20 protein-coding genes and 1 pseudogene are annotated in these 21,083 nt (G+C 67.8%); 11 read left to right on the plus strand and 10 right to left on the minus strand.

The annotated features are described in order from the left end of the window. Positions 1-130: 130 nt before the first annotated feature. Positions 131-733 (minus strand): helix-turn-helix domain-containing protein, encoded by a 603-nt coding sequence (locus ACIA5D_RS36820; RefSeq protein WP_396035078.1) that lies wholly within the window; start codon positions 731-733, stop codon positions 131-133. On the opposite strand from ACIA5D_RS36820, the gene ACIA5D_RS36825 reads away from it, so the two are divergent. Further along, positions 727-1,962 carry an MFS transporter gene (locus tag ACIA5D_RS36825; protein ID WP_396035080.1) on the plus strand — a complete coding sequence of 412 codons (1,236 nt, stop codon included), beginning with the start codon at positions 727-729 and terminating at the stop codon, positions 1,960-1,962. The two genes, ACIA5D_RS36820 and ACIA5D_RS36825, sit on opposite strands and share 7 nt — an antisense overlap. Before the next feature lie 614 nt (positions 1,963-2,576). After that, positions 2,577-3,140: an RDD family protein gene (locus ACIA5D_RS36830; protein ID WP_396035081.1), complete on the plus strand. Its 564-nt coding sequence runs from the start codon at positions 2,577-2,579 to the stop codon at positions 3,138-3,140. 327 nt (positions 3,141-3,467) lie between these two features. Here the strand turns inward: ACIA5D_RS36830 and ACIA5D_RS36835 are convergent, their stop codons facing one another. Both ACIA5D_RS36835 and ACIA5D_RS36840 read right to left on the minus strand, forming a co-directional pair. Then, on the minus strand, positions 3,468-4,817 hold the full coding sequence (locus ACIA5D_RS36835; protein WP_396035082.1) for an IS110 family transposase: 1,350 nt from the start codon (positions 4,815-4,817) through the stop codon (positions 3,468-3,470). Between the two features lie 183 nt (positions 4,818-5,000). Continuing rightward, entirely contained in the window at positions 5,001-6,419 is a 1,419-nt protein-coding gene (locus ACIA5D_RS36840; RefSeq protein WP_396035083.1) for a tyrosine-type recombinase/integrase, read from the minus strand. A gap of 766 nt (positions 6,420-7,185) precedes the next feature. On the opposite strand from ACIA5D_RS36840, the gene ACIA5D_RS36845 reads away from it, so the two are divergent. Continuing rightward, positions 7,186-8,001, plus strand: a complete 816-nt coding sequence (locus ACIA5D_RS36845; RefSeq protein ID WP_396035084.1) for a hypothetical protein — start codon at positions 7,186-7,188, stop codon at positions 7,999-8,001. 218 nt (positions 8,002-8,219) lie between these two features. Here ACIA5D_RS36845 and ACIA5D_RS36850 read toward each other — a convergent pair whose 3' ends face one another. After that, the gene (locus ACIA5D_RS36850; RefSeq protein WP_396035085.1) at positions 8,220-8,522 is read right to left on the minus strand and encodes a hypothetical protein; all 303 of its coding nucleotides are present in this window, start codon (positions 8,520-8,522) and stop codon (positions 8,220-8,222) included. A 526-nt stretch (positions 8,523-9,048) separates the two neighbouring features. On the opposite strand from ACIA5D_RS36850, the gene ACIA5D_RS36855 reads away from it, so the two are divergent. Then, positions 9,049-10,617, plus strand: a complete 1,569-nt coding sequence (locus tag ACIA5D_RS36855; protein WP_396035086.1) for a BTAD domain-containing putative transcriptional regulator — start codon at positions 9,049-9,051, stop codon at positions 10,615-10,617. A gap of 13 nt (positions 10,618-10,630) precedes the next feature. Next, positions 10,631-12,025 (plus strand): tetratricopeptide repeat protein, encoded by a 1,395-nt coding sequence (locus tag ACIA5D_RS36860; protein WP_396035087.1) that lies wholly within the window; start codon positions 10,631-10,633, stop codon positions 12,023-12,025. 454 nt (positions 12,026-12,479) lie between these two features. Here ACIA5D_RS36860 and ACIA5D_RS36865 read toward each other — a convergent pair whose 3' ends face one another. Beyond that, positions 12,480-13,067: a methyltransferase family protein gene (locus ACIA5D_RS36865; protein WP_396035088.1), complete on the minus strand. Its 588-nt coding sequence runs from the start codon at positions 13,065-13,067 to the stop codon at positions 12,480-12,482. Between the two features lie 224 nt (positions 13,068-13,291). Here ACIA5D_RS36865 and ACIA5D_RS36870 point away from each other — a divergent pair. The 4 genes and pseudogenes from ACIA5D_RS36870 to ACIA5D_RS36885 all read left to right on the plus strand — a co-directional run. Beyond that, positions 13,292-13,810, plus strand: a pseudogene (locus ACIA5D_RS36870) (tyrosine-type recombinase/integrase); the annotation flags it as partial. A gap of 103 nt (positions 13,811-13,913) precedes the next feature. After that, positions 13,914-14,129 carry a tyrosine-type recombinase/integrase gene (locus ACIA5D_RS36875; protein WP_396035089.1) on the plus strand — a complete coding sequence of 72 codons (216 nt, stop codon included), beginning with the start codon at positions 13,914-13,916 and terminating at the stop codon, positions 14,127-14,129. Further along, positions 14,098-14,586, plus strand: coding sequence for a hypothetical protein (locus tag ACIA5D_RS36880; RefSeq protein ID WP_396035201.1), 489 nt, complete (start codon positions 14,098-14,100; stop codon positions 14,584-14,586). The genes ACIA5D_RS36875 and ACIA5D_RS36880 overlap by 32 nt, the downstream gene beginning before the upstream one ends. 102 nt (positions 14,587-14,688) lie before the next feature. After that, positions 14,689-15,537 (plus strand): DUF4253 domain-containing protein, encoded by an 849-nt coding sequence (locus tag ACIA5D_RS36885; protein WP_396035090.1) that lies wholly within the window; start codon positions 14,689-14,691, stop codon positions 15,535-15,537. 237 nt (positions 15,538-15,774) lie between these two features. On the opposite strand, the gene ACIA5D_RS36890 is transcribed toward ACIA5D_RS36885, so the two are convergent. Together ACIA5D_RS36890 and ACIA5D_RS36895 are read right to left on the minus strand one after the other, a co-directional pair. After that, positions 15,775-16,389 (minus strand): hypothetical protein, encoded by a 615-nt coding sequence (locus ACIA5D_RS36890; RefSeq protein WP_396035092.1) that lies wholly within the window; start codon positions 16,387-16,389, stop codon positions 15,775-15,777. 171 nt (positions 16,390-16,560) lie between these two features. Next, complete coding sequence (locus ACIA5D_RS36895; RefSeq protein WP_396035093.1) at positions 16,561-16,923, minus strand: hypothetical protein; 363 nt, start codon at positions 16,921-16,923, stop codon at positions 16,561-16,563. A gap of 602 nt (positions 16,924-17,525) precedes the next feature. On the opposite strand from ACIA5D_RS36895, the gene ligD reads away from it, so the two are divergent. After that, on the plus strand, positions 17,526-18,653 hold the full coding sequence (gene ligD / locus ACIA5D_RS36900) for a non-homologous end-joining DNA ligase (RefSeq protein WP_396035193.1): 1,128 nt from the start codon (positions 17,526-17,528) through the stop codon (positions 18,651-18,653). Between the two features lie 49 nt (positions 18,654-18,702). Then, on the plus strand, positions 18,703-19,797 hold the full coding sequence (locus tag ACIA5D_RS36905; RefSeq protein WP_396035094.1) for a hypothetical protein: 1,095 nt from the start codon (positions 18,703-18,705) through the stop codon (positions 19,795-19,797). A 110-nt stretch (positions 19,798-19,907) separates the two neighbouring features. Here the strand turns inward: ACIA5D_RS36905 and ACIA5D_RS36910 are convergent, their stop codons facing one another. The 3 genes from ACIA5D_RS36910 to ACIA5D_RS36920 all read right to left on the minus strand — a co-directional run bounded on the left by ACIA5D_RS36910 (position 19,908) and on the right by ACIA5D_RS36920 (position 21,034). Beyond that, complete coding sequence (locus tag ACIA5D_RS36910) at positions 19,908-20,099, minus strand: hypothetical protein (protein ID WP_396035095.1); 192 nt, start codon at positions 20,097-20,099, stop codon at positions 19,908-19,910. Between the two features lie 20 nt (positions 20,100-20,119). After that, positions 20,120-20,434, minus strand: a complete 315-nt coding sequence (locus ACIA5D_RS36915) for a hypothetical protein (RefSeq protein ID WP_396035096.1) — start codon at positions 20,432-20,434, stop codon at positions 20,120-20,122. A gap of 402 nt (positions 20,435-20,836) precedes the next feature. Then, positions 20,837-21,034, minus strand: coding sequence for a hypothetical protein (locus ACIA5D_RS36920; protein ID WP_396035098.1), 198 nt, complete (start codon positions 21,032-21,034; stop codon positions 20,837-20,839). Between the last annotated feature and the right edge of the window lie 49 nt (positions 21,035-21,083).

Genomic DNA, 21,083 nt, shown 5'->3' on the forward strand with positions numbered 1-21,083 from the left:
TCGGAACGGTGGTGCTGTGACCCGGTTTTGACATCTTCACGCGGAACTGATGACTCGTTGAAATCTCGCCGGTCGTAATCCGATAAATGTCTGTAGTGGCGGGCCGGGATGTCCACTCGGGTCCGCCGATTCAATCGGGTGGCAGATATTTCCGGTCGCGGTCGCCGGGGTAGACGACGGTGATGCTCAGGTGGGCGGTTTCGGAGCCGGGATTCGCGTACGTGTGGGAGCGGTCCCCGCGCATGCGCAATCCGTCCCCGGGGCCGAGGGCGACCTGGGTGCCGCCGACCTCGACCGTCAGCTCGCCGCTGTGCAGCAGTAACAACTCCCGTGCTCCGGTCGGGTGCCCGTCTGACCGGATCTCGTCGCCGGCCGCGACGGCGAAGTCCCACAGTTCGACGAAGGGCGCGTGACCGTCGTTGATGAGCAGCCGGGCCTCGCTGCCGCCGGTGGTACGCCGCACGGTGGCTTCGCCGCGGCGAACCACGTCGACCAGCCCGGGTGGCGGCGAGACGAGATCGCCGATAGGCACGGCCAGCGTGGCGGCGATCCGGGCCAGCGTGCCGACGCTGGGGTTGGTCCGGGCGGTCTCGATCTGCTGAAGCATGTTGCGGCTGACGCTGCTGCGCTCGGCGAGCTCTTCCAGCGTCCAGCCGCGCGCAAGCCGGGCGGCCCGCAGATTGGCGGCCAGCGTGGCGGCAACACCTGAACCAACATAATGGGTTTGTGGCACAAGACAGTGTACGTCGTTTGATCGGCGCCGGGTTCATCGACTACCTCGGCGGCGGGCTTTTCCTCGCCTTCTCGGCGATCTACTTCACCGGGGTCGTCGGGCTCACCGCGCCGCAGGTCGGGCTCGGCCTCGGACTGTCCGGTCTGGTCGCGCTGGTGGTGGCCGTACCGCTCGGGCGGCTTGCCGACCGGGTCGGCGTGCGGCGGGCCCTGGTTGTCGCGCACCTGGTCCGGGCGGCGGCGACGCTCGGCTATGCGACAGCCGTCGGCTGGTGGTCGGCGCTGCCGGCGATGATCGTGGTGACGGTTGCCGATCAGAGCGTGGCGGCGTGGACACAGGCTCTGGTGGCCGAGCTCACCTCGGGCGCCGAGCGCGTACGGGTGATGGCCAAGTACCGGACCGCGGTCAACGTGGCGATCAGCGTGGCGAGTCCGCTCGGCGGGCTGGCCGTGGGCCTGCGGTCGCCGTCCGCGTTGCGGTGGCTGCTGGTGGTCGCGGCTTTCGCGTATGTGCTGGTGGCCGCCTTGCTTGCCTCGGCGCGGCTCGCGCCCGTCCGGCCGCCGGAACGCCGTCGTCGCCGTCTCGCGGCGTTCCGGGATCGCCGGCTGGTGCGCCTGGCCGCGGTCGACACGGTCCTGCAGTTGTGGACGCCGATGCTCAACCTCGGCTTCCCGCTCTGGCTGGCCGGTCATACCGACGCCGGGACCGGCTGGACGGGTCCGCTCTACGGGCTGGCCACCGTGCTGTGTGTGCTGCTGCAGTGGCCGATCGCCCGGCTCACGGCCACGGTCAGCCGAGCCCGGGCCGGTCAGGCCGGCGCCGGAGTCGCGCTCGCCGCGGCCTGCGCACTGTTCGCGGCCGCGGCCCACACCCGCGGGCATCTGACGCCGTTGACGTTCGCCGTCGCCGTCACCCTCCTCACTCTTGGTGAACTCCTCGCGGTAGCTGCCGCCTGGACCCTGTCGTACGCCCTCGCACCCCGCGATCGCCGGGCCGAATTTCTCTCCGCGTTCGCCATGGGCCGTGCCGTCTCCCGCTACATCCTCGGCCCCATCCTCGTGACCGCCGCCCTGGCCACGATCGGCCCCTGGACCTGGGCCCTGCTAGCCGCCCTCTTCCTCACCGCCGCACTGGCCGCCACGACCGTGAAGGCCGAGCCGGAGCCGGTTCCTCACCAGCGAAGCAGTCCGTACGCCCACCCGAACGAAACTGATCGCTCGTCGCACTGAAACCTATTCTGTCCAACAGAACGAGTTAGAAGTTCAGGCTTGACCAACGGCATCCGCACATGGCCGATTAGCGGGTGAATCTGCCGACGAGCCGCGGTCAGCTATCGCCGAAACTGCGCAGCCCGTCGTGAGTGCCGATCGCCGACTGGTAGTCGGATCGCGCCGCGTACAGTTTGGTCGCCCAGGCGGTGAAGCCGGGGTCGGCTCCGGCTGCATGAGCTCTCATTCAACGGCGTCCGGATTTGCCGCCGACCGTGCGCCGGAGCCGGCTGCGAACGTCACGTTCGTACGCGCTCTTGGTGACCCGCCTGCAGGCCGTTGCACTCGTGCCGTTGTCAGTGAATCCGATCATGGCGGCCACGCCGCCCGGTTCAGTTCGCCGTGCCAGGGTTCAACACATGATCGCACGCAGGCCTACCGTCAGTCGTTGTAGCGCTTGTCTGGTCGCCGTTGCAGGCGCGGAGCGCCCTGACGAGATGAGCAGCGAGATTGCAGCGACCTGCCGACGGCTGACGGTCGCGCGCCCTGGCACCAGAAGCCCTGAGCCGTGGGCGCTCGCTTAGTTGATGGGTACGCCAGACTCTCGCTATGGATGAAAGCGGAGTGGCCGGCGGATGACCAGCGACGATACCGTTCCGGGCGGTGAACTCGACGTCGTGTCGGTCGTTCGTGAGCCGCTGAACAGGATTGTGGCATGGGTGGTCGATTGGGGCTGCATCGTCGTCTGGGTCGCGATCACCGCGGCCGTCGGTGTTCCGCTCTTCCTCGCCGGCGTGACCGGTGCGCTCGACACGGTGACGCTGAACCTCGTCGCGGCTGTGGTCGTGGTCGTCCCGGTCACCTTCTGGCTCGCCCGGCTGGAGTCCGGGGCCCGCCAGGCAACGCCGGGCAAGCGACTGCGCAGATTGGTGGTCATCACGGCCGCCGACGGTTCCCGGTCTACCCTCGGCCGGGCGCTGCTGCGTAACACACTCAAGATCGCTGCTCCGTGGCTCATCGGCCACGCGGCCGTGTACGCGATCGTTGAGACGGGCGACCCGGGTGCGGTACCCATCGGGGTCTGGTCGCTCACGGGCCTGTCCTACGTCCTTCCGATCGTGTACCTCGCCGCCCTGCTCATCGGCACGGGACGAACACCCTACGACCGCCTGTCGGGGACTGCGGTTATCCGAAGGTAGTCAGCTCCGACCGCGCGCCCCGGGCGAAACGATGAGCGCCGGAAGATGACGCCCGACCCGGCGGCCGAGGGACAGATCAAAGCACACCAGCCCGCCGTGATCAGGCACACTGTCATCAGCGTAAGACGTTTGTGTCAAGCGTTGGCCGGGGTGCCGTGTCCGTCGTCGGTCCCTGCATAGTGGTAATCGGGTTGGTCCCTGCAGCGCGTAACCGGGTTGTGGTGACGACGGGCGGGGCTGCCCATGATGACAGACGAGGTAACCGCAGGGTTCCTCAATGCCGCGTGGGGCTCGCCCCGGCCCTGCTTGACGGGCCGCTAGCTGGGTTCAGGCGGCCAGGGGCATCACTGTGGTCCGGGTGCCGTGTGTGGCGATGGCGGGGTCCCAGCGTCGGCCGGTGGTGATGACGGCGTGCAGTTGCCGCAGGATCGCCGCGGCGATCACGGCTTGAGCCTGGGTGACGGTGAGTTTGTTCTGGTCCCGGGTGGTCAGGTGGGTGAACCGGGCGGCGTAGACCGGGTTGGCGCGTTGCGCTCCCCAGACCGTGCGCCAGGCGGCCAGCCGCAGGCCGGGCCGGCCCTGCCCGGTGAGTCTGGTGCGGCCGATGAACGTGCCGGACAGTTTCTCCCGGGGCGCCAGACCGGCGTGTTTGACCAGGGCCCGGGCGGTGGCGAACCTGTTCAGGTCACCGGTCTCGGCCAGGAACGCGGCGGCGCCGGTCGCCGAGACGCCGGGGATCGAGGTGACCAGGCCGGTCAGGGCGAGTTCGTCGAGGACCGCGGTCATGCGGGTCTCGGTGTCGGTCAGCCGGTGGTGGGTCTGGAGCCAGTCGGCCAGGATCAACCCGACCCGTTCCAGACCGCCGCGACGGTGGGCGGTCACCCCGGCCGGATCGGACAGCGCCGCGAACATCGCCCGGACGATCCGCAGGCACGGCCTGATCCCGCCACGGCGGATGACCTCCCGCCGGACCGCGTTCTCCCATCGGAGCAGACCACGCCGGCGGGCGCGGGACAGGTCACCGCCGTCGCGCTCGACCACGACGGACAGCGCCGCGGTCCAGGTCGCCGACCGGAACGGGTGCCGAGCGGCCTGCAACGCCGCCGGCCAGACACACTCCAGCAACGCCCGGATTTGCTGCACCTGTCGGCCCGAGTCCACCAACAGCTGCGCCCGGCGGGCGCCGAGATGCCGTAGCCGGCCCCACGTTTCGTCGACCGGCTCGGGCACGTAACAGCGCAGCTGCGCGGTCAGCCGGGCGATCAGAACGGCGTCTTTCTCGTCGGTCTTGTCGAAGGTCAGATCCTCACTGCGGCGCGCCCACGAGGTCAGCATCGGCTGCACGCAGACGAACGGCATCCGCCGATCGGCGGCCAGTTGGCCCAGCACCCGCCACCGGTGACCCGTCGGCTCACACGCCACCGTCGCGCCGGTGAACCCGTTCGCCGTGGCCTGCTTGCCTGCCCAGTCCAGCGCCGGCCCGAGGCTCCACGCGTGTGTCTTGAACGTCTTGCGGGCCAGCACTTTCGAGTCGTGGTCGGTGACCACGACCATCTGCTTCTGTTCGGCCAGATCGATGCCGACGATCGCGTTCGAGACCGGCACCAGAGCCCGCAACCTGGCCAGCCGCGCGTTGCGGTTGCGATCACCCCGGGACACACCGCTACCGTTACCCACGAACGTCCTCCTCCTGCGATGGGACACCAAGCCCGCAAGCGCACCAGGAGGACGTTCCAACGTCCCGCACCGACACGCAGAACGTCTTTCTATGCCGCGTAGAACGCGCGCTGCGGCGGGTGCCGCGTGGAACCTACGGATCAGAAGGTTAGGGGTTCGAGTCCCTTCGGGCGCGCAACATCATCAGGGGTCTGAACTGCGGAAACGCGGTTCGGGTCCTTTGCTTTGACTGCCTGGTGTGGACGGTGGGTGCGATGTGGGTGTCGTCACCGGGTGTGACGGTGGGTTCGGTGGTGGGGTCGTGACCTGCGCTTGCGTGCTGGTTTGCGGAGGCGGGCCGGCGGAGTCACTTGTTTTTCGCCGGGGGCGGTGGGCCGGTTCTTCGCGGCCTTGGCCTTGATCCGTCGGCGGGTGTGCCGGTCGGCGGCCAGGACCAGGGCGGGCGGTGGCGTCGGCGCAGCGGCGCTGGGAGGCGGGTAACACGCTGGTGTAGGTGTCGGCGGTGACCACGATGCTGGAGTGCCCGAGTAGGTCTTGGAGGGTCTTCAGGTCGGCGCCGGCCTCATGTGCGAGGGACGCGGCGCCGTGGCGTAGGTCGTGCAGCCGGACTGGTGGGAGTCCGGCGCGGCTGGTGAGGATCCGGAATCGGGTGGTGGCGTAGTTCGGGTTGATCGGGGTGCCGGTCTTGCCGGTGAACACGTATCCGGAGTCGGTCCAGGTTTTGCCGGCGGCGTGGCGGCGGTCGCGGTGTTCGAGTTGCCGGCGGCGGTGTTCCCGCAGGATCGCGACGGAGTGTTTGTCGAGGGCGACGGCGCGGCGGCCGGCGGCGGTCTTGGGGTCGCCTTCGACGATCTGGTAGCCGGCGGTGGTGCGGTTGCGTTCGACGATCAGCAGGCCGCGGTCGAGGTCGACCGCGGCCCAGCGTAGCCCGCAGAGTTCGCCGCGGCGCAGGCCGCGGAGGGCGGCGAGCCACCAGAACGCGAACAGGGAGTCGTCCACGACCCTGAGCAGGAAGGCGCTGAGTTGTTTGGCGGTCCAGACCGCCACGGAGGGGTGTTCGCCGGTCAGTTTCCACTGCTCGACGCGGCCGTCGGTCCAGACCTGGGCGTGGGGTCTGCGGTAGCCGGTGATCTCGATGTGCCGGGCCGGGTTGCAGTCAATCAGCCCGTCGCGGACGGCGAGGTTGAGGGCGGCGCGCAGGGTGGTGCGCAGATGGTTGAGCGCCGACGCGGACTGCGGCTGGCCTTTGGCGTTGGGCGTGCCCGCGATGGTGGCGAAGGTCGCGCGCAGTAGTGAGCCGTCGAGTTCGGAGAGCCGGTAGGAGCCGAGGTACGGGATGAGGACGAGTTCGACGTCGGGGGTGTAGTGCAGCCGGGTGATCGGCCGGATCCGCGTGCGGGTGTCGAGCCAGTGGCGTAGCCACCGTTCGATGATCCAGCCGTCGCCGGTGCGCCGGGCGGCGCTGTCGGCCAGGCAGTCGTCCTTGGCTTGCCGGGCTGCGGTCTGGGAGGGGAAGCCGCCGCGGCGGATCCGTTCGGGCCGGCCGAGCAGGTTCGGCGCGGAGCAGTGGAAGTACCAGGACCCGTGTCCGCGTTCGGGCAACCGCGGGCAGTGCAGTTCGAGGCGCTTCCTATTGTTGTCGCGGCATCCGCACCGTTTGAAGATCACTCCTGGACCGGTCATCACGAACCGCCTCGCTGGTCAATAGGCTTTGTTTCACGGTGAGCCCGTGACGAGCACGGCAGTAGTCACCCGCCGGAGTGACTGGGGCGTTAGCCGAGCCGGCTAGATCTCGAATGCCGGCACATTCACCCGATTCTGCGTCTTCGGGCGGAGGCCCGGTCCAGCCAGTTCGCCGAAGGACAAGCTCGGGAGTGTGGTGGCCGGCCCCGAGTCTCATAGCGCGGTTGGCGGTGCCGGGTCCGAAGGCGGCGAGCCGGCCGACCTCGATCGGGAGGTCAGTGCGGTGCCAAGAAGATGCTGCGGCAGTGGCTGCAGGACCGCGGTCGGCGCCCGGTCCGCCCACATGCGCGGTAGCTCGGCGGCCCCCCGCGTGCGCCAGAACGCGTTAGCACCATCGGGGACCAACAAATGGCGAAGCGCCGATTATTGACGGAACATCCCAACCACCCGGATTTGCCGCTGACAAGGCCGGCGGTGCCACAGCGGGTAGCCCCCCGAGCGGTGAATCGGACCGGCGTCCTGGCTGATCCGCCTGAATCGCCCCCGTGCCCTTGCTGCCCTGGAAGCACCCCTGCCCGGCCGTTCAGGTGAACCGGCCGCGGCCGAACAGACGATCTGTAGCACCCCGCCGTAGCGCATGATCACGATCACCTATGGCCGGTCGTCTTCCGCGGAGTGGAACTTCATGATTGCTCGATCGGGCGCTACGGCCTGCCTCGGTGTCCTGCTCGCCGCCCTCGCCGGGTGCGCGTCCACCGCTTCCCCCACCGCCACGCCGCCGCCCTCCTCGAGGCCGGCGACGTCCGCCAGCCCGGCCGATTCGCGCACGCCGCTGCAGATCCTCACGGCAGGAATCCCGACGAACACGTCGGTCGCCTACCACTTTTCGATCAACGATGTCGGCGGTCCGACCTACGGCGTGATCGACCCCGCGACGAAGACCACCGAGTACGACGTTGTGTCCGATACCCACGTCCCGGACGACCCGAAGTACACGATGACGCTGAAGGTGCTCACGATCGGCAAGAAGGCGTGGGCCAAGGTGGTCCTGGCGCCCAAGAACCTCTCCGGTTTCGCATACATCCCTCGGCGGTGGATGGTGCTCGCCCCGAGCAAGATCGCGGGCGGGCTGCCGAACGGATTCCAGAAGGACAGCGACCCGGCGTACGCCCGCGACATCCTCGCGAACCCCAGCGATGTCAGCCAGACCAGCCCGGGACACTTCAAGGGGATCACCGATCTGACCGACTCAGGCAGCGAAATCCTGGGCGACGCCCGGCTCGAGGCACTCGGCAACGCGGCCACCAAGCTGCCGTTCACCGCAGCACTCGACGCCAAAGGACGGCTCACCACCATGTCCGTCGTGATGCCCGCCGCCGCGAAGTTCCCGGCCTTCACCTACAAGTTCGTCTACGACCAGTACGCGACGGCGACCGTCCCGAAGGCGCCGACCGGCGCGATCAAGGCCATTCCCGAGGTCTACGAGTGGATCGGCTACTGAGCCGGCAGCTCCATTCGCTGGACCTCCCGGCCGGGGCCGGCCGTGATACGAGCCTGTTCAGCGCCGCCTGTCGCCATAGACCAGCCCGCACGACGTGCGCTGCTGGAGACCCCAGACGCCGGGCGAAGCCCCGGTCAACTGAACTAGGGTCAAGATCACGTGACCGGATCTGCCGCTGTCATCACGAATGGGCCGCCCATGGCGATTACGCACTGCCATCAGCGCGGCGGCCAGGCGCCGCGACGGGCGAGGCGATCCAGATAGTCGAGAAGCTTCACCTCGCTTCGAGCCAGCCGCTCCCGCTCGGGTCTCGGAAGGTCGGCAAGTACATCCGGAAGGTATTCGTCACTCGGCACGTGCACCATGGCACCCGAATACTCGCGACAGCTGGAACACCAGGTCAAGCCGATGCAGCGTTCGTAGGAGCTATCGGACGGCGCGTAGTAGCGGAACCTGTAGGAGCGAGTCTCGCCGTCGCACGCACTGCCGTGTGCGGTACGAATTCCGTGGATGGTGCTCACCTTGGACCACGTCCATGCACCAGCCCTGTGTCCCATGACTCGATTCTGCCGCCCCGGCAGCCGGTATCCACCATCCGGATCGGCCGCGTGGTGTGCGCTGCTCGCACTGAAGGCCGTTACCGTCCGTCGTTAGCTAGCTGCAAATGGTCGGCGTGTGGGCGGACCAGGTGAGGATCGCGCCGGACGCGGTGGAGTACCTCATGTTCAGCGACCCGCCTAGCGACCAACCTGGAGGCAGGCCGGGGCCGGCGGCCCCGGCCTGCCAGTCCCTCCCGGTCAGGGCCACAGGACCGGCCAGACTCCGGTCATCAGGAAGATCTTGATGACTTCAGCGTCTCGCCGGGCGCGTACGGTCTGGCTCGGGACGGCGTGGGCGGTTCGGTGACGCCTGACGGTGGCGGAGCGCAAAATCTTCATTTCCAGCCTCTCCATGTGCGTTTGCTGTTGGCCGGAGACTGGCAGCCCGGATCTGGCCGATCGTTGGCTGTTTCTTGAATCCGCAGGCAGCGCCGTGTACGCAGGGTCTATGGCGACCGAGATTCGGGTGTTGGGCGAACTTGAGGTCCGCCCCGACACTCGTTGCCTGGACCTCGGTCACGCACGGCAGCAGTGCGTGCTGGCGGCGCTGCTGATGGACGCTGACCACGCCGTTGCGGTCGATTCGTTGCTCAACCGGGTGTGGGGCGAGCACCCGCCGCAGCGTGCCACGGCGAGCCTGCACAGCTACCTGTCCCGTCTTCGCGGTGTGCTTGCCGGCTCGGGCGTCGCTATTGTCCGGCGGACGGCCGGATACGCGATCGTGGCCGAGCCACTCGTGATCGACCTGCATCGGTTTCGTCTGTTGGTCGCCGAGGCACGCGACGCCGATGACGATCGGGACGCCTTGGATGCGCTGGATCAGGCACTTGGGCTGTGGCGAGGTGTCCCGTTCGCCCGGCTCGAGGGTGACTGGCTGGAGGCGATACGCGCTGGGCTGGAAATTGAGCGGCATGGCGCCGAGTTGGACCGTGCTGATCTGCTGCTCCGCCGCGGCCGGCACGCCGAGGTCGCCGTTGACCTGGCCGCGACTGCCACCAGCTACCCCTTCGATGAGCGCCTTGCCGCCCAACTGATGCTTGCCCTGTACCGCGGCGGACGCCAAGTCGACGCGCTCCGCTGCTTCGATGACATCCGTCGGCGTCTCGCCGACGAACTGGGCGTCGACCCTGGCGCCACCCTCCGCCGGCTGCATCACCGGATCCTGACGGCGGACCCGACCATCGAGGCGCCCGGTCGGGCGGCCACGAGCCCGCCGCGCGTTCCCATGCAGCTGCCCGCCGATGTCGCCGTCTTCGTGGGCCGGGAGGAGGAGTTGGCGTGGCTCGACGGGATCAGCGCTGGGCCGGTGGTGATCTCCGGGATGGCCGGCGTGGGCAAGACCAGCCTGGCGGTGCACTGGGCACACCGGGTACGGGACAGGTTCCCTGACGGGCAGCTTCACATCGACATGCAGGGGTACGCCGCCGGGTCGCCACGGTCCGCGGCCGAGGCGCTCGCTGGGTTCCTGTCCGCCTTGGGGGTTCCCGGGCCGGACCTGCCGTCTGCCGTGGATGCCCGCGCTGCCCGGTTCCGCAGTGAGCTGGCCGGCCGACGGATTCTGGTGGTCGTCGACAACGCATGTGACCCCGATCAGGTCCGACCGCTGCTGCCCGGCACACCGGCCTGCCTGGCCGTCGTGACCAGCCGAGACGCATTGGCCGGGCTGGTGGCGCGGGACGGTGCGCGCCGTCTCGATCTTCCGCTGCCGACCCGGCCGCAGGCGGTTACGCTGCTGCGGCAGCTCATCGGGATGCGGGTGAACGCCGAGCCGGCCGCCGCCGACAGACTCGCCGACCGCTGCGGACGGCTGCCTCTGGCCCTGAGGGTCGCGGCCGAGCTCGCAACGTCGCGGCCTGGGGAACCGCTGTCGGCGCTGGCCGACGAACTGTCGCTCGCCACGCTCGACGGGGGCGGGGACGACGAGGCGAACGTCGCCGCGGTGTTCTTTCTGGTCCTACCGCCACCTCCGGCCGGACTCGGCCCGTGTCTTCCGCCTCCTGAGTCTGCACCCCGGTGAAGATTTGGATCTGATGGCGGTCGCCGCCCTCGACGGGACGACGAGCGACCAGGCTAAGCGACGGCTGACCACCCTGGCACGCGCCAACCTGATCGAGCACGCGGCCCCGGGCCGGTACCGCCTGCATGACCTGCTCAGGGCCTACGCCGGTGAGCTCGCTGCCGTGGACCCGCCCGACGATCTGCGCGCGGCCCGCATCCGGCTTCTCGACCACTACCTCGAGATCGCCCCCACCGCCGCTCCCGCCGAGCGGGACAACCTGGCGCGAGCCTGCGCCTTCGCCGCCGGCCACGGTTGGGAACAGCACGCTATCGGCATCGCGGCGGCACTCGGCGACCGGCTTCAAACCGAAGGCGACTACGTCACGGCGCTCGCTGTGCACCGCCACGCGCACGAGGCCGCCCAACGGGTGGGCGACCTCGGCGCACAGATCCGCGCCGCGACAGCCCTCGCCGAGGCCCACCTCAGCACCGGCCAATGGGCCGACTTCGAGCGGCGAGCGCGGGAGGCCTACACGCTTGCCCGACGCATCGGCCACCGCGGCGAGCAGGCCGAGGCGCTGCTCAGGTTAAGCACTGCCGCCGCGCTCAACGGACGATTCCCCGCAGCGTTCCGGTTCCTCGATCACGCGCTCGAACTGCTGAGCCATGAGGAAGACCGCGCCAAGCTGGCCGGCGCGCTTCTGCAGTCCGGCTACCTCAACGGACATCAGGGCCGGCCGAGCCGGGCTGCCGATGACTTCGAACGGGCATCGCGGGTCGCGGCTCCCGACGACGTCGGCGATGCGCTGCTCGGACTCGGCTGGGCGCTGACCCAACAGGGACAGTGGGACACCGCCGCCACGAAGTTCACGCGTGCCCTCGACCTGTTCCGAGGGACCGGGGCGCGCAGCGGAGAGGCCGACGCTCTGATCGGACTGGGAGACCTGGACCGACGTCAGGGCCGACTCACCGGTGCCAACGATCGGCTCCAGCAAGCCGTCGAGCTGAGCCACCACATCGGAAACCACGGTGGCGAATTTCGCGCCCGGACCGCGCTTGGCGCTACCTACCGCGCTCAGGGCCGCCCCACCGAGGCAGCCGGCAGCGTCCGTGCAGCCCTTGACATGGCGCACCACGCCCACGACGAAATCGGCGTTGCCCTGGCAGGCATCGAAATGGGGCGGATATTGGTCGACCAGGGCCGTCCGGAACAGGCCGCAACCCTCCAACGACACGCCCTGACATTCTTCCGCCGCCTCGGAAACTGCCCCGAGGAGGCCGAAGCCGCATGCGGCCTCGGCGATGCCCTGCACGCGCTCGGTGACATGGCCGGAGCACATGCCGCCTGGGCAGAATCCCTAATGGCGGCGATCCAGACCGAAAATCGGCTCGCCGCGGCCACCGCCCGCGAGCGACTGTCACGCTGACAGGCGTCACGGAAAGCACGCGCTACCCGGAACCAGTGACCTCTCCGGTGTGAAGTAGTGGACACAAGCCGCCGACCAGCATAAACACAACTATTTGCGGATGAAAGGACGCTCTCCTAAGCGCTGTCCGACGCTGTTCGACAACCAGCCCGGCGCCGCAAGGGGCAACCCCATCTGTTCCCCACAGACGACCGGTTTGGGGAGCAGTACGACATCGACCCCGCCGAACAGCCAGATTTCACCGTGGCGGTGCTCCCACGAATCACCGGCAGTGGCCGTCGAGCAGGGCGAATCCGCTCACGTGGACCGGGATCCTCATCCGTCATGTGGAAGAATCCAGGCGCGGAGAAGCGCCCCCAACACCGGCTTCCTCTTCCGCGACCGAAGCGCGGCGGACTCGCAGTCGTCACGCTCCGTGTGCCGGTTCCGGGAACCGGCGGATCCCGGAAGTGGGCTACCAGATGTAAGGAATGAGCCGGGCGCGGCTCGCTGCGAACTGGCGGTAGCGGTCGCCCAAAGCGGCGGTCAGGGCTCGCTCCTCGATCCGCAGACGGTAGATCAGAGCGGCCAGGACCAGGATGACCGCGCTAGCGGCGCTGACCCAGTTACCCACCATCAAGCCCGTACCGGCGAACACGAGGAGCAGGCCGGTGTAGCTCGGATGTCGCAGGAAACGATATGGGCCGCGTTCCACGATGGGCTGATCCTCACTGGTCTTCAGAACGATGGTGAAGTACCGCCCGAGGCTCACGAATGACCACCAGCGCAGCAACGCGCCGAGCCACCCGAGCAGCATGCCGAGGCAGAACAGCGACGCACCGCCGCCGATCACGGCGCTGGGCGCGACCGCGCGGCCGAGGGGCAACAGCAGGATTCCGCCGAAGAACATCACCCTGAACACGATTTCGGCGCGCATATCGGCGCGCAGCGCGCCGCGACGTGACCTGAACGCCTGGGCGAGTTCGCCTGCCGAGAAGGCGCCGACACTGACGAGGAAGACCGTGCGTGCCGGGTTCGAGAGTTCCTCGTACGGCACCGCCATAACGCCAGTGTCTTCGACGCATACCACTGAAGACAACCGCGGCTGCTGGATGGCGCCCGCCCAGAGCGCGCACATCTGCCGCTCCGGGTGTGCTGGCGTTCACGGAGGTGCGTGACACACCGTCAGATATGCGTACCTCTCAGCTGTCGAACCTTGTTCCTGAGTCTCTGGTCTTGCGGGCTGCGGTGGCCGCCTACCTGGGCCGTTACCGCGGTCAGACGCGGATGCATGCCGAGTCGGATTTGCGGGTCTTCCTGCGCTGGTGCGCCCGCGAGTCGATCGATCCGTTGACCGCCGTGCGGGCGGACGTCGAACGGTACGTGCGCTGGCTGCAGGACGAGGGCTGCTACCAACCGTCTACGGTCTCGCGCCGACTGTCGATCGTGGTGGTGTTCTACCGGGTCTGCGTCATCGACCAGATCCTCACCCACTCGCCAGCTGACTATGTTCGTCGGCCCACGGTGCCGGCCGAGTCACCCACGTTGGGTCTGGGGCATCTGCAGTTCGAAGCCTTGATCACGACGGCTCGGCTCTCGGACAACATCAACGACTTCGCGCTCGTGGCCCTGCTCGGCCTGCTCGGGCTGCGGATCTTCGAGGCCTGCGGTGTCAGCGTCAGCGACCTCGGCGAGGAACATGGCCACCGTGTGCTGCGCGTGCGCGGCAAGGGCGGCAAGGTCGTGCTCGTGCCGCTGCCGCCGGCGGTCGCTCGCGCCATCGACCGGGCGATCGAGGGCCGCGAGAATGGCCCGATCCTGCGCAACACTCTGGGTCGGCGGATGGACCGGCACGCCCACCCGCCGCCTGCAGCAGCTGGCCGTCGCGGCGGGGATCCGGATGCTGCGGATGCACCCGCACATGCTGCGGCACACCTTAGTGACCACCATGCTCGACGCCGGCGTCAGCCTCCGCGATGTCCAGATAGCCGCCCGGCTCGCCGACCCGCGCACGACCATGCGTTACGACCGCGCCCGCCGAAACCTCGATCGGCACCCCAACTACGTCCTCGCCGCCTACATGGCTTCGGAACATGAAGCCGAACGCACGGCTTTGCCGAATTGAGGATGCTCTCCAGCGGATGCTCCGGCACTCTGGCGATGTGTCGTCCGAGCGCACCGCGTATGTTCCCAACGAGTTGTTGGGTCGTCTCGTCGGCTTCCGTCTTTACTCAGTCGAGTTCGTCATGGACTACCTGCAGTTGCGCTTCGACGGACCGACGGAGGACATGCCGGTCCTCAACTGCGATGTCCTGCCCGTGGTGGAGACGCCAGCAGGTCCGGTGGCTCCCGGGCAGGTGGGTTACGCCGACGCGTTGGTGGCCCTGATACCCGGCCGGGTTGTCGCGACGGCAGAGGGGGCCGGTCTTGGCCTCCGGATCGAATTCGACCAGGGGGTGGTCTGTCTGCACCCTGAAGTCGGCGATGTGCTCGGACCAGAGATCGCATTGTTGACCGGCTTCATCGATGGACATTGGATGTGCTGGCGTCCTGGAGAAAACTCGTTCGAGGACCTTGTCTGACGGACTCAAATGCCGCTGTCCGGACCCGGCCTTACCGACGCTTGAGCCGGGAGGTTCGAGGTTTGTCGTCGACGGCGCTTCGGTAGCGGGGATGATCGGTTCATGTTGGGGTTGTCGGATACGGCTGCCGCGCTGCGGGAGACGGCGCTGGCGGGTCTTCCGGTCCAGGCTGGTCCTGCGGGTGCCCTGGTGGTCTCCGGATTCAGTTCTGAGGATTCCGATGCTCTGCTCCGGGTATGGCGGGTGGCCTACGCCCTGCTCACGGTGACCGGCAGATGGCCTCTCCTGGTCGACGCAGACATAGATTCAAAAGAGGTGGAGCCTTCGCCGTTCGACGCGGAGACAAAGGCTGCGCTGGCCGGCGTTGACCGGGCGGCTCGCACGGTCGACCCGTGGCCGTTCTTCCAGCGGTCGGATGATGAGGCCCCTGATATTGAGCTGCCGTTCTATACCCAGGGCTTTCATGGCATCGATGTCACTGCCGGTGTGCTGCCGAAAGTCGGGCCGGTCGTCAGCATCCAGCAGTTGCTGCGTGCGGCGTACGACCATGTTCTGTCTGATCCCGGCCTCACCGCGCGGGTGCTGGACGGTACACGTGATGTCGTAAGCACTGACTATTGGTACGTCCCGGATGACGTGTCGCTTCTGCTGCTCCCCTCCGTGTCACCCTGGCTAGCGGCCCACTGGATGGGCTTCTGGGGTGCTCTCGAGCAGGAGCAGGAACTCGCCGCGGTGCTCTGGCAGTGGCACCAACGGTGGGACGTGCGGCCGGTCGCCTGTTGGGGCACGATGCTGCAGTTCGAGGTACACCGGCCACCGACCCCCGGCGAAGACGCGTTCACAGCGGCTCGTCAACTGCTCGCGCTATCACCAAATGTCGACATCCATCAATGGGAGCTGGCCGTCGCCATCACCTCAGGTGAAGCCTGGTTCGCGCACCACCGACCATGAAGAGACGTAACACCCCCTAATCCCGGCAGTGGCACCAATGCCTTCGACTCGCGCTGGTAAGCACCGAGTCAGCATGCCGCAAGACCCCGACCAAAAAGTCCGGCGAGGGCGCACTCTTCTGCCGCGATCCGCGCGCTGGCCCGTACGGTCGGTCACCTGCGGTAACCATGGAAGAGGCAGGCGTGGGTGGGGACGAGTCCAACTGGGCATCGTCCCCCACCACCTACGGCTTGTACTTCAGGCCTTCTTCTGCCGGCCGACCGGGATGTCGAACCCCTGCTCGCGCAACTGGTGCGCCCAGTTGCCGATCGTGCCGATCGACTTGCCGTACTTCTCGGCGAGTGCTTTGAACGAACCGCCGGCGGCGAGATCGGCGAGGAACTGCTCACCGCTCGGCCGGTCGCCCCGGCGACCCGGGGCTGCCTGCGCCGGCGTCACGGCAGCAGCGGAACTGGGCGCCTTGGCGGCGCGCCGGCCGGTCAGCTTCGCGGGCCGGCCTCGCTTGGGCCGCGGGTCCGGCGCCGGCTCGGCTACCGGCTCGACGGCGACGTCAGGTTCAGTCGCGGCTGCAGGCTTGACGGCGGGTGCCGCCGGGACCGTGGTCTCCGCTTCTGGCACGGCTGCTGCGTGTTCGGTCACAACCTCTGCGACGCTGTCCGCGGGTGCGGTCTTCGCCGACGCCTCTGCGACCGGCTTCACCGGTGTGGCCGGCTCGTTCACGGCGGTGGGAGCGCCGTTGGTGTCCGCGAGCGCCGCCGACAACCAGGCCATGACGCGCTGTTGCGCACTCGGGTCGAGCGGGGACAGCAGTTCGTAGGCGGCCTGCATCGCCTGGAGTTCTCGGAAAGCCATGTGCCTTCTCACCTTCAATGTTGCGGCCAGGGGAACAGCGGCATCGTAAAGGCAGACGCGAGAGGCTTTGAACGCGGATGACCAGCGCGATCACGCTTGGAACTGATGCTCACATCTGCCGCCGATCATGCTGCGTCGTTGGCGGACCGTCGAACGTCGCTGGTGACGGGTTTAGCGATGGTGTGGCCGTCTCGGTCCGCCGTAAAGGTGGACGCGGTGGTCGATGTCGTGGTCGAGCCTGCGGCCGATGAATCCGTCGGTTCGTGTTCCGCAGTTGGCGATATGTATCAGCCAGTCCTCGTAGTACCAGCTCGGATTGCAGGCGCAGGTGGTGACAGTGAACCGGAAGTTCGCCCGGTAGCGGCCGATCTGCCCGGGCAGGAGCGTGACGAGGCGGGCCGGACCGCTCTGGCGGGGGTAGGCGGCCCGGCCGGGTAGCCGGTCAACGACCAGCGTCGAGGTTTCCGTGGACAGCCACAGGTCAAGGTCGCGAACTCGCTGCACGCCACCACTGGTCACCTCATCCTGGCGCATGTCAGCGCTCACGTAATTGGCCCACGGCCCGCTCGTCGTCCCCCATCCGAATAGATCGACGATCCTGGTTGTCCGCTCGTCGTACCCGCCCTGCGCGCGGCGAGCGCAAACCCGGAAAACCGCACCGAGGACGGGGTGAGTGGGTGCACCGGCTGGCTCGCCGACTCACGGTTGATGGTCGGCATGGTGCACGGCGCGGTCGTGCGACGTCCCGGGGCACGACGAGCGACGACCGGAGCAATTGCGTGAGCGTCCACACGCACGTATCCGGTTGCTTCATCGGCGAGTACCTCGTGGATGACCACGTCACCGGCCGGCCATGACGGTGGAAGCATCGCCGGACGGCACAGTCCGCGGCGGGCATTCGCCTGCGGCGCAGCGCGGGCTGCCGCGCTCCATCGCACCCGTACCCGTTGGATGGTGATCGCGACTCACCCTGACGCGCCAGGGCGACGAAGCGCCACCTGATTCCGGATCTGCCGCGATCCGTACCTCGGCCAGCTGCCTGCCGGTAACCGGGAGTGAGTGTGGTTCAGAGCACCAAAGGCCGGAAGCAGGCCATGGAGTTGGACGTGGCTGCTGTCTCATGAGACAGCGCGAGTCTGGAGAACGACGGCGTCAGAGCCACGACGTACGTCTCGGATGGCGAGGTTCGGGCGCTCAGCCGCAACGGCAACGACATAACCGGCTCCTACCCGGAGCTGCTCGATCTCAGCGACGTCCTCGGCGGGCGCCGCGCAATCCTCGACGGCGAGGTCGTCGCCCTCCTGCCCGGCGACCGGCCGGACTTCGCCCGCCTGCAGCAGCGCATGCACGTCGCCCGCCCGAGCCAAGCCCTGGTCGAGTCCGTGCCCGTCATGTACTTCGTGTTCGACATCCTGCACCTCGACGGCCAGGACCTGACCCCGCTCCCCTACTCGACCCGGCGGGACGTCCTCACCGGCCTCAACCTGCACGGCGACCACATGAAGGTGCCCGTCAACTTCCACGGCCTGGACGGCGCCACAGTGCTGAAAGCGGCCGAACTCGGCGGGCTCGAGGGCATCGTGGCGAAGAAGCTCGCCTCCCCGTACCGGCCGGGGAAACGATCCGCCGACTGGACGAAGATCCCGCTGGTCAAGACGCAGGAAGTCCTCGTCATCGGATGGAAGGCCGGCGAAGGCCGCCGGGTCGGCCTGCCCGGCTCCCTGCTGCTCGCCATCTACGACCAAAACGACCAGCTGACCTTCGCCGGGCACGTCGGCACCGGCTTCACCGACGCCATGCTCCGCCAGCTCCAGCACGACCTCGGGCCGCTCGCCCGCGCCACCCCGCCCGTCGCCGAAGTGCCGCGGGAGTACGCCCGCCACGCCAACTGGGTCGAGCCGGTGCTCATTGGTGAAGTGCAATTCAGGAACTGGACCCCCGAAGGCCGGCTCAGACATCCATCGTGGCGGGGTCTTCGCACCGACCGAAGCGTCGCCAGCGTGCGTCGAGCTCCGGAGCCGATCCCCTACCCGCCGCAGGGTGAGCTGATCGGGGCGCTCGAGACGCCCGACGGCAGGTGGCGGGTGGAAGCGATCCGCCGCGGCCGGGACCAGTTCTACCAGCTCATCCACGGCGACAACGTGATCGACGGGCTGTTCATCGCCACCGTCGAGCGGCTACTCGGTGAGGCCAGCATTGACATGGCTGACCTGGTCGACGTGACCGCCCGCTCGATCGAGGCAAAGACCCCTGGCGCAGCTTGATCGGAATATAGGACTGACACATACCTCCTAGCTGCGATAGAACTTCCAGATGCGACTTGATGCCTGGCGACGGATCCGCGCTCTTCGAGCCGAACCGATCGGCAACGCATCTGACCCCTCCCGTGTCGATGACTTTCGTGGTGCGTTGGCGCAAGCCGAGGAGCTCGCCGATGCCGCCGATGCCGCCGGATACGCATCGAACGCCTTGCCACTGTTCTACGCAGCCGAGCAGTGCGGTCGCGCGGTCCTGGAAGCACATTGGCGTGGCAACATCGCAGATCTGAGCGGACACGGGCTGAGCTATCGCCTCGCACAAGACACGGCCGATCCCAGCAAACCTGACCGCAACATTCTTCGAGGGCGTGTAATTCCCGCCCGAGGCAAGGACGGAAGCTTTCAGGCTGTCTGCGATGCGGTCGGCTCGCCCCGACTCGCTGGACCCGTGGAACTCGGGGCGCTTTGGACCGCCAACCCCGACTTGCGGGAAATCAAAATTCCAGCACAGTTCGGCGAATGGCAGCCAGCGATCAGTTTCGGGGTCGGCCCACGACGAGCGTATGACGGAATGGACGGACGCCCCGCAGATCCCAGCAAGGCACGCACCGCGACCGGCGGCTTCGTTGCCCTACCTATCCACATGCCGGGCGAGACTGTTGCCGATGTGAAGCAGATCCTGGGCCGCTACGCATCGCTTGCCGATGCCGGCGTGATTGTTCAGGGTCCGACCGGCGGAGTGCTCGGTGCCGACAGCGCGCTGGTCGAGCGTGGATACGCCCGTGACGGGCGGCCGATACTCACAGCCGCAAAGACGGCCCAATTCTCGCTGACTTTTGAAGAATTCTGGGCTGCCGAGAATGCGCTCTACTCAATCGTCGAGATCGACCACGTGCGTTCGGAGCCATTTCAGGCCCACTGGATTGGGCATGCGTTGCCTGACCTCTGTGGCCAGCCCGCACCTCACCCCTTGATGCTGTGGTGGGCATTGCTACTCGGACTTTCCACTCTCGTTCGCTATCACCCGGGTGTGTGGACCGGCGCTATCAACAGCGATGCATCTGTTCTGGCTGACCCATTTCAGCGGTTGATCGACGCCGCAGCTGAGTGTGTGCCAGTTCGACTCGTCGAGGCACTTACAGTCAAATGATTCGTCACAATGCTGATCGAATACCTCGGATAGCCGGCCAGTCGCCCATTCTCCGTTCGAGCTCCACGTCGACTTCGGCCCGCACGATCCCCATGGCCACGGCGAGCCCGTTACGGATGGCGTGGCAGGTGTCGCAGTCGTCGTATCGCGTCGTGCAGGGCGTCGACCTCGATCCTGGCGCGCCGCTGGCACGGCAGCTTGGTGAGGCTGCGGGCGGCAACCGCGACCATTGCTTCGGGCGCCTGGTAGCGGGTGACCGCATCGGCGGTGCGGCGGAGGGCGTCATCGAGAGGTGAGGCCACGCCACCACTCTAGTCGCTTGTCACCCCTGGGAGTAGCGCTGCTCCAGCTCGTCGTCCTGCATCCATGCCAGCGCGGAAAGGCACGTCGCCAGGGCATCGCGGATCGCGGCGCAGGTGTAACAGGTATCGATGTCCCGGCACTCGGCGGCGTGCCGCTCCGCGACCGTGACGAGGCCACGCTGCAGCGCTCCGGTGGTCCAACTGGTCTTATTGCGGTCGCCGCCGATGGCGAGGTCGACGGCATGCATTTCGAGCCACACCTCCGGCGGCCGGTATAAGCCGGCGACTTTGGCGGTGTGGTCGATGGCGTCTTGGAGTGCGACGAGGCGATCCATGTTCACTCCTGGCGGCTGGAGGATCACTTTGGACGTCGACGCTAGCGATGGTCGGGGTGCGGTTGGATCAGCCGGAACGGCACCTCAACACGGGTTACCCACTCGTAGGGTCGGGTGTTCGGAGTGCCCCATCGTCTGAACGGTGGACCCGACGCCCTACTGTCCGAGGCGGCGGCCGGTCGGTGGGTCAGGACCGCCAGGCCCCGTCGACCCATTCGGCCGGTAGCGGACCGTTCCATCCTTCGCGGGGCTCCCACGCCTGACAGGGCGAGCAGACCCAGATCGGCTGGGACCTGTACTGCGGAGTCGTGTTGTCGTGCGCAAACCGCGAAGCGATCATCGGGTTACCGCAGGCCTGATGGATCCGGGCAGGCGTGTCGCCGCCCAGGTTTACGTCGGTGGTCACGGATTGGTCCCTTCGTCGACGGCCCGGTAGTGGCGGACCGAGCCGTCCGGCTGGGGCACGTCGAACAGGTCGTAGGCGGGGCGGGAGCCACCCGCCGTGATGATCGAGTCGATGAAGTCGGCCCACGCCATGACCCCATGGTCGATCTCGTCGCGGGCGGACTCGGAGAACGGGGTGCCGTCCGCGTACGCCAACCAAGAACGACACGGCAGGTGCCCTCGCGAGGGCCGCCCAGGCTGCGGG

This window comes from Actinoplanes sp. NPDC051513, from assembly GCF_044454685.1.
Classification (GTDB): Bacteria; Actinomycetota; Actinomycetes; order Mycobacteriales; family Micromonosporaceae; genus Actinoplanes.

Excerpts from the sequence above, each read along its gene's own strand:
- ACIA5D_RS36830 (WP_396035081.1), top strand. The coding sequence starts at position 2,577 with ATGACCAGCGACGATACCGTTCCGGGCGGTGAACTCGACGTCGTGTCG.
- ACIA5D_RS36855 (WP_396035086.1), top strand. The coding sequence starts at position 9,049 with ATGGCGACCGAGATTCGGGTGTTGGGCGAACTTGAGGTCCGCCCCGAC.
- ACIA5D_RS36875 (WP_396035089.1), top strand. The coding sequence starts at position 13,914 with ATGCACCCGCACATGCTGCGGCACACCTTAGTGACCACCATGCTCGAC.
- ACIA5D_RS36895 (WP_396035093.1), bottom strand. The coding sequence starts at position 16,923 with ATGCGCCAGGATGAGGTGACCAGTGGTGGCGTGCAGCGAGTTCGCGAC.
- ACIA5D_RS36890 (WP_396035092.1), bottom strand. The coding sequence starts at position 16,389 with ATGGCTTTCCGAGAACTCCAGGCGATGCAGGCCGCCTACGAACTGCTG.
- ACIA5D_RS36880 (WP_396035201.1), top strand. The coding sequence starts at position 14,098 with ATGAAGCCGAACGCACGGCTTTGCCGAATTGAGGATGCTCTCCAGCGG.
- ACIA5D_RS36885 (WP_396035090.1), top strand. The coding sequence starts at position 14,689 with ATGTTGGGGTTGTCGGATACGGCTGCCGCGCTGCGGGAGACGGCGCTG.
- ACIA5D_RS36915 (WP_396035096.1), bottom strand. The coding sequence starts at position 20,434 with ATGGATCGCCTCGTCGCACTCCAAGACGCCATCGACCACACCGCCAAA.
- ACIA5D_RS36865 (WP_396035088.1), bottom strand. The coding sequence starts at position 13,067 with ATGGCGGTGCCGTACGAGGAACTCTCGAACCCGGCACGCACGGTCTTC.
- ACIA5D_RS36905 (WP_396035094.1), top strand. The coding sequence starts at position 18,703 with ATGCGACTTGATGCCTGGCGACGGATCCGCGCTCTTCGAGCCGAACCG.
- ACIA5D_RS36860 (WP_396035087.1), top strand. The coding sequence starts at position 10,631 with ATGGCGGTCGCCGCCCTCGACGGGACGACGAGCGACCAGGCTAAGCGA.
- ACIA5D_RS36845 (WP_396035084.1), top strand. The coding sequence starts at position 7,186 with ATGATTGCTCGATCGGGCGCTACGGCCTGCCTCGGTGTCCTGCTCGCC.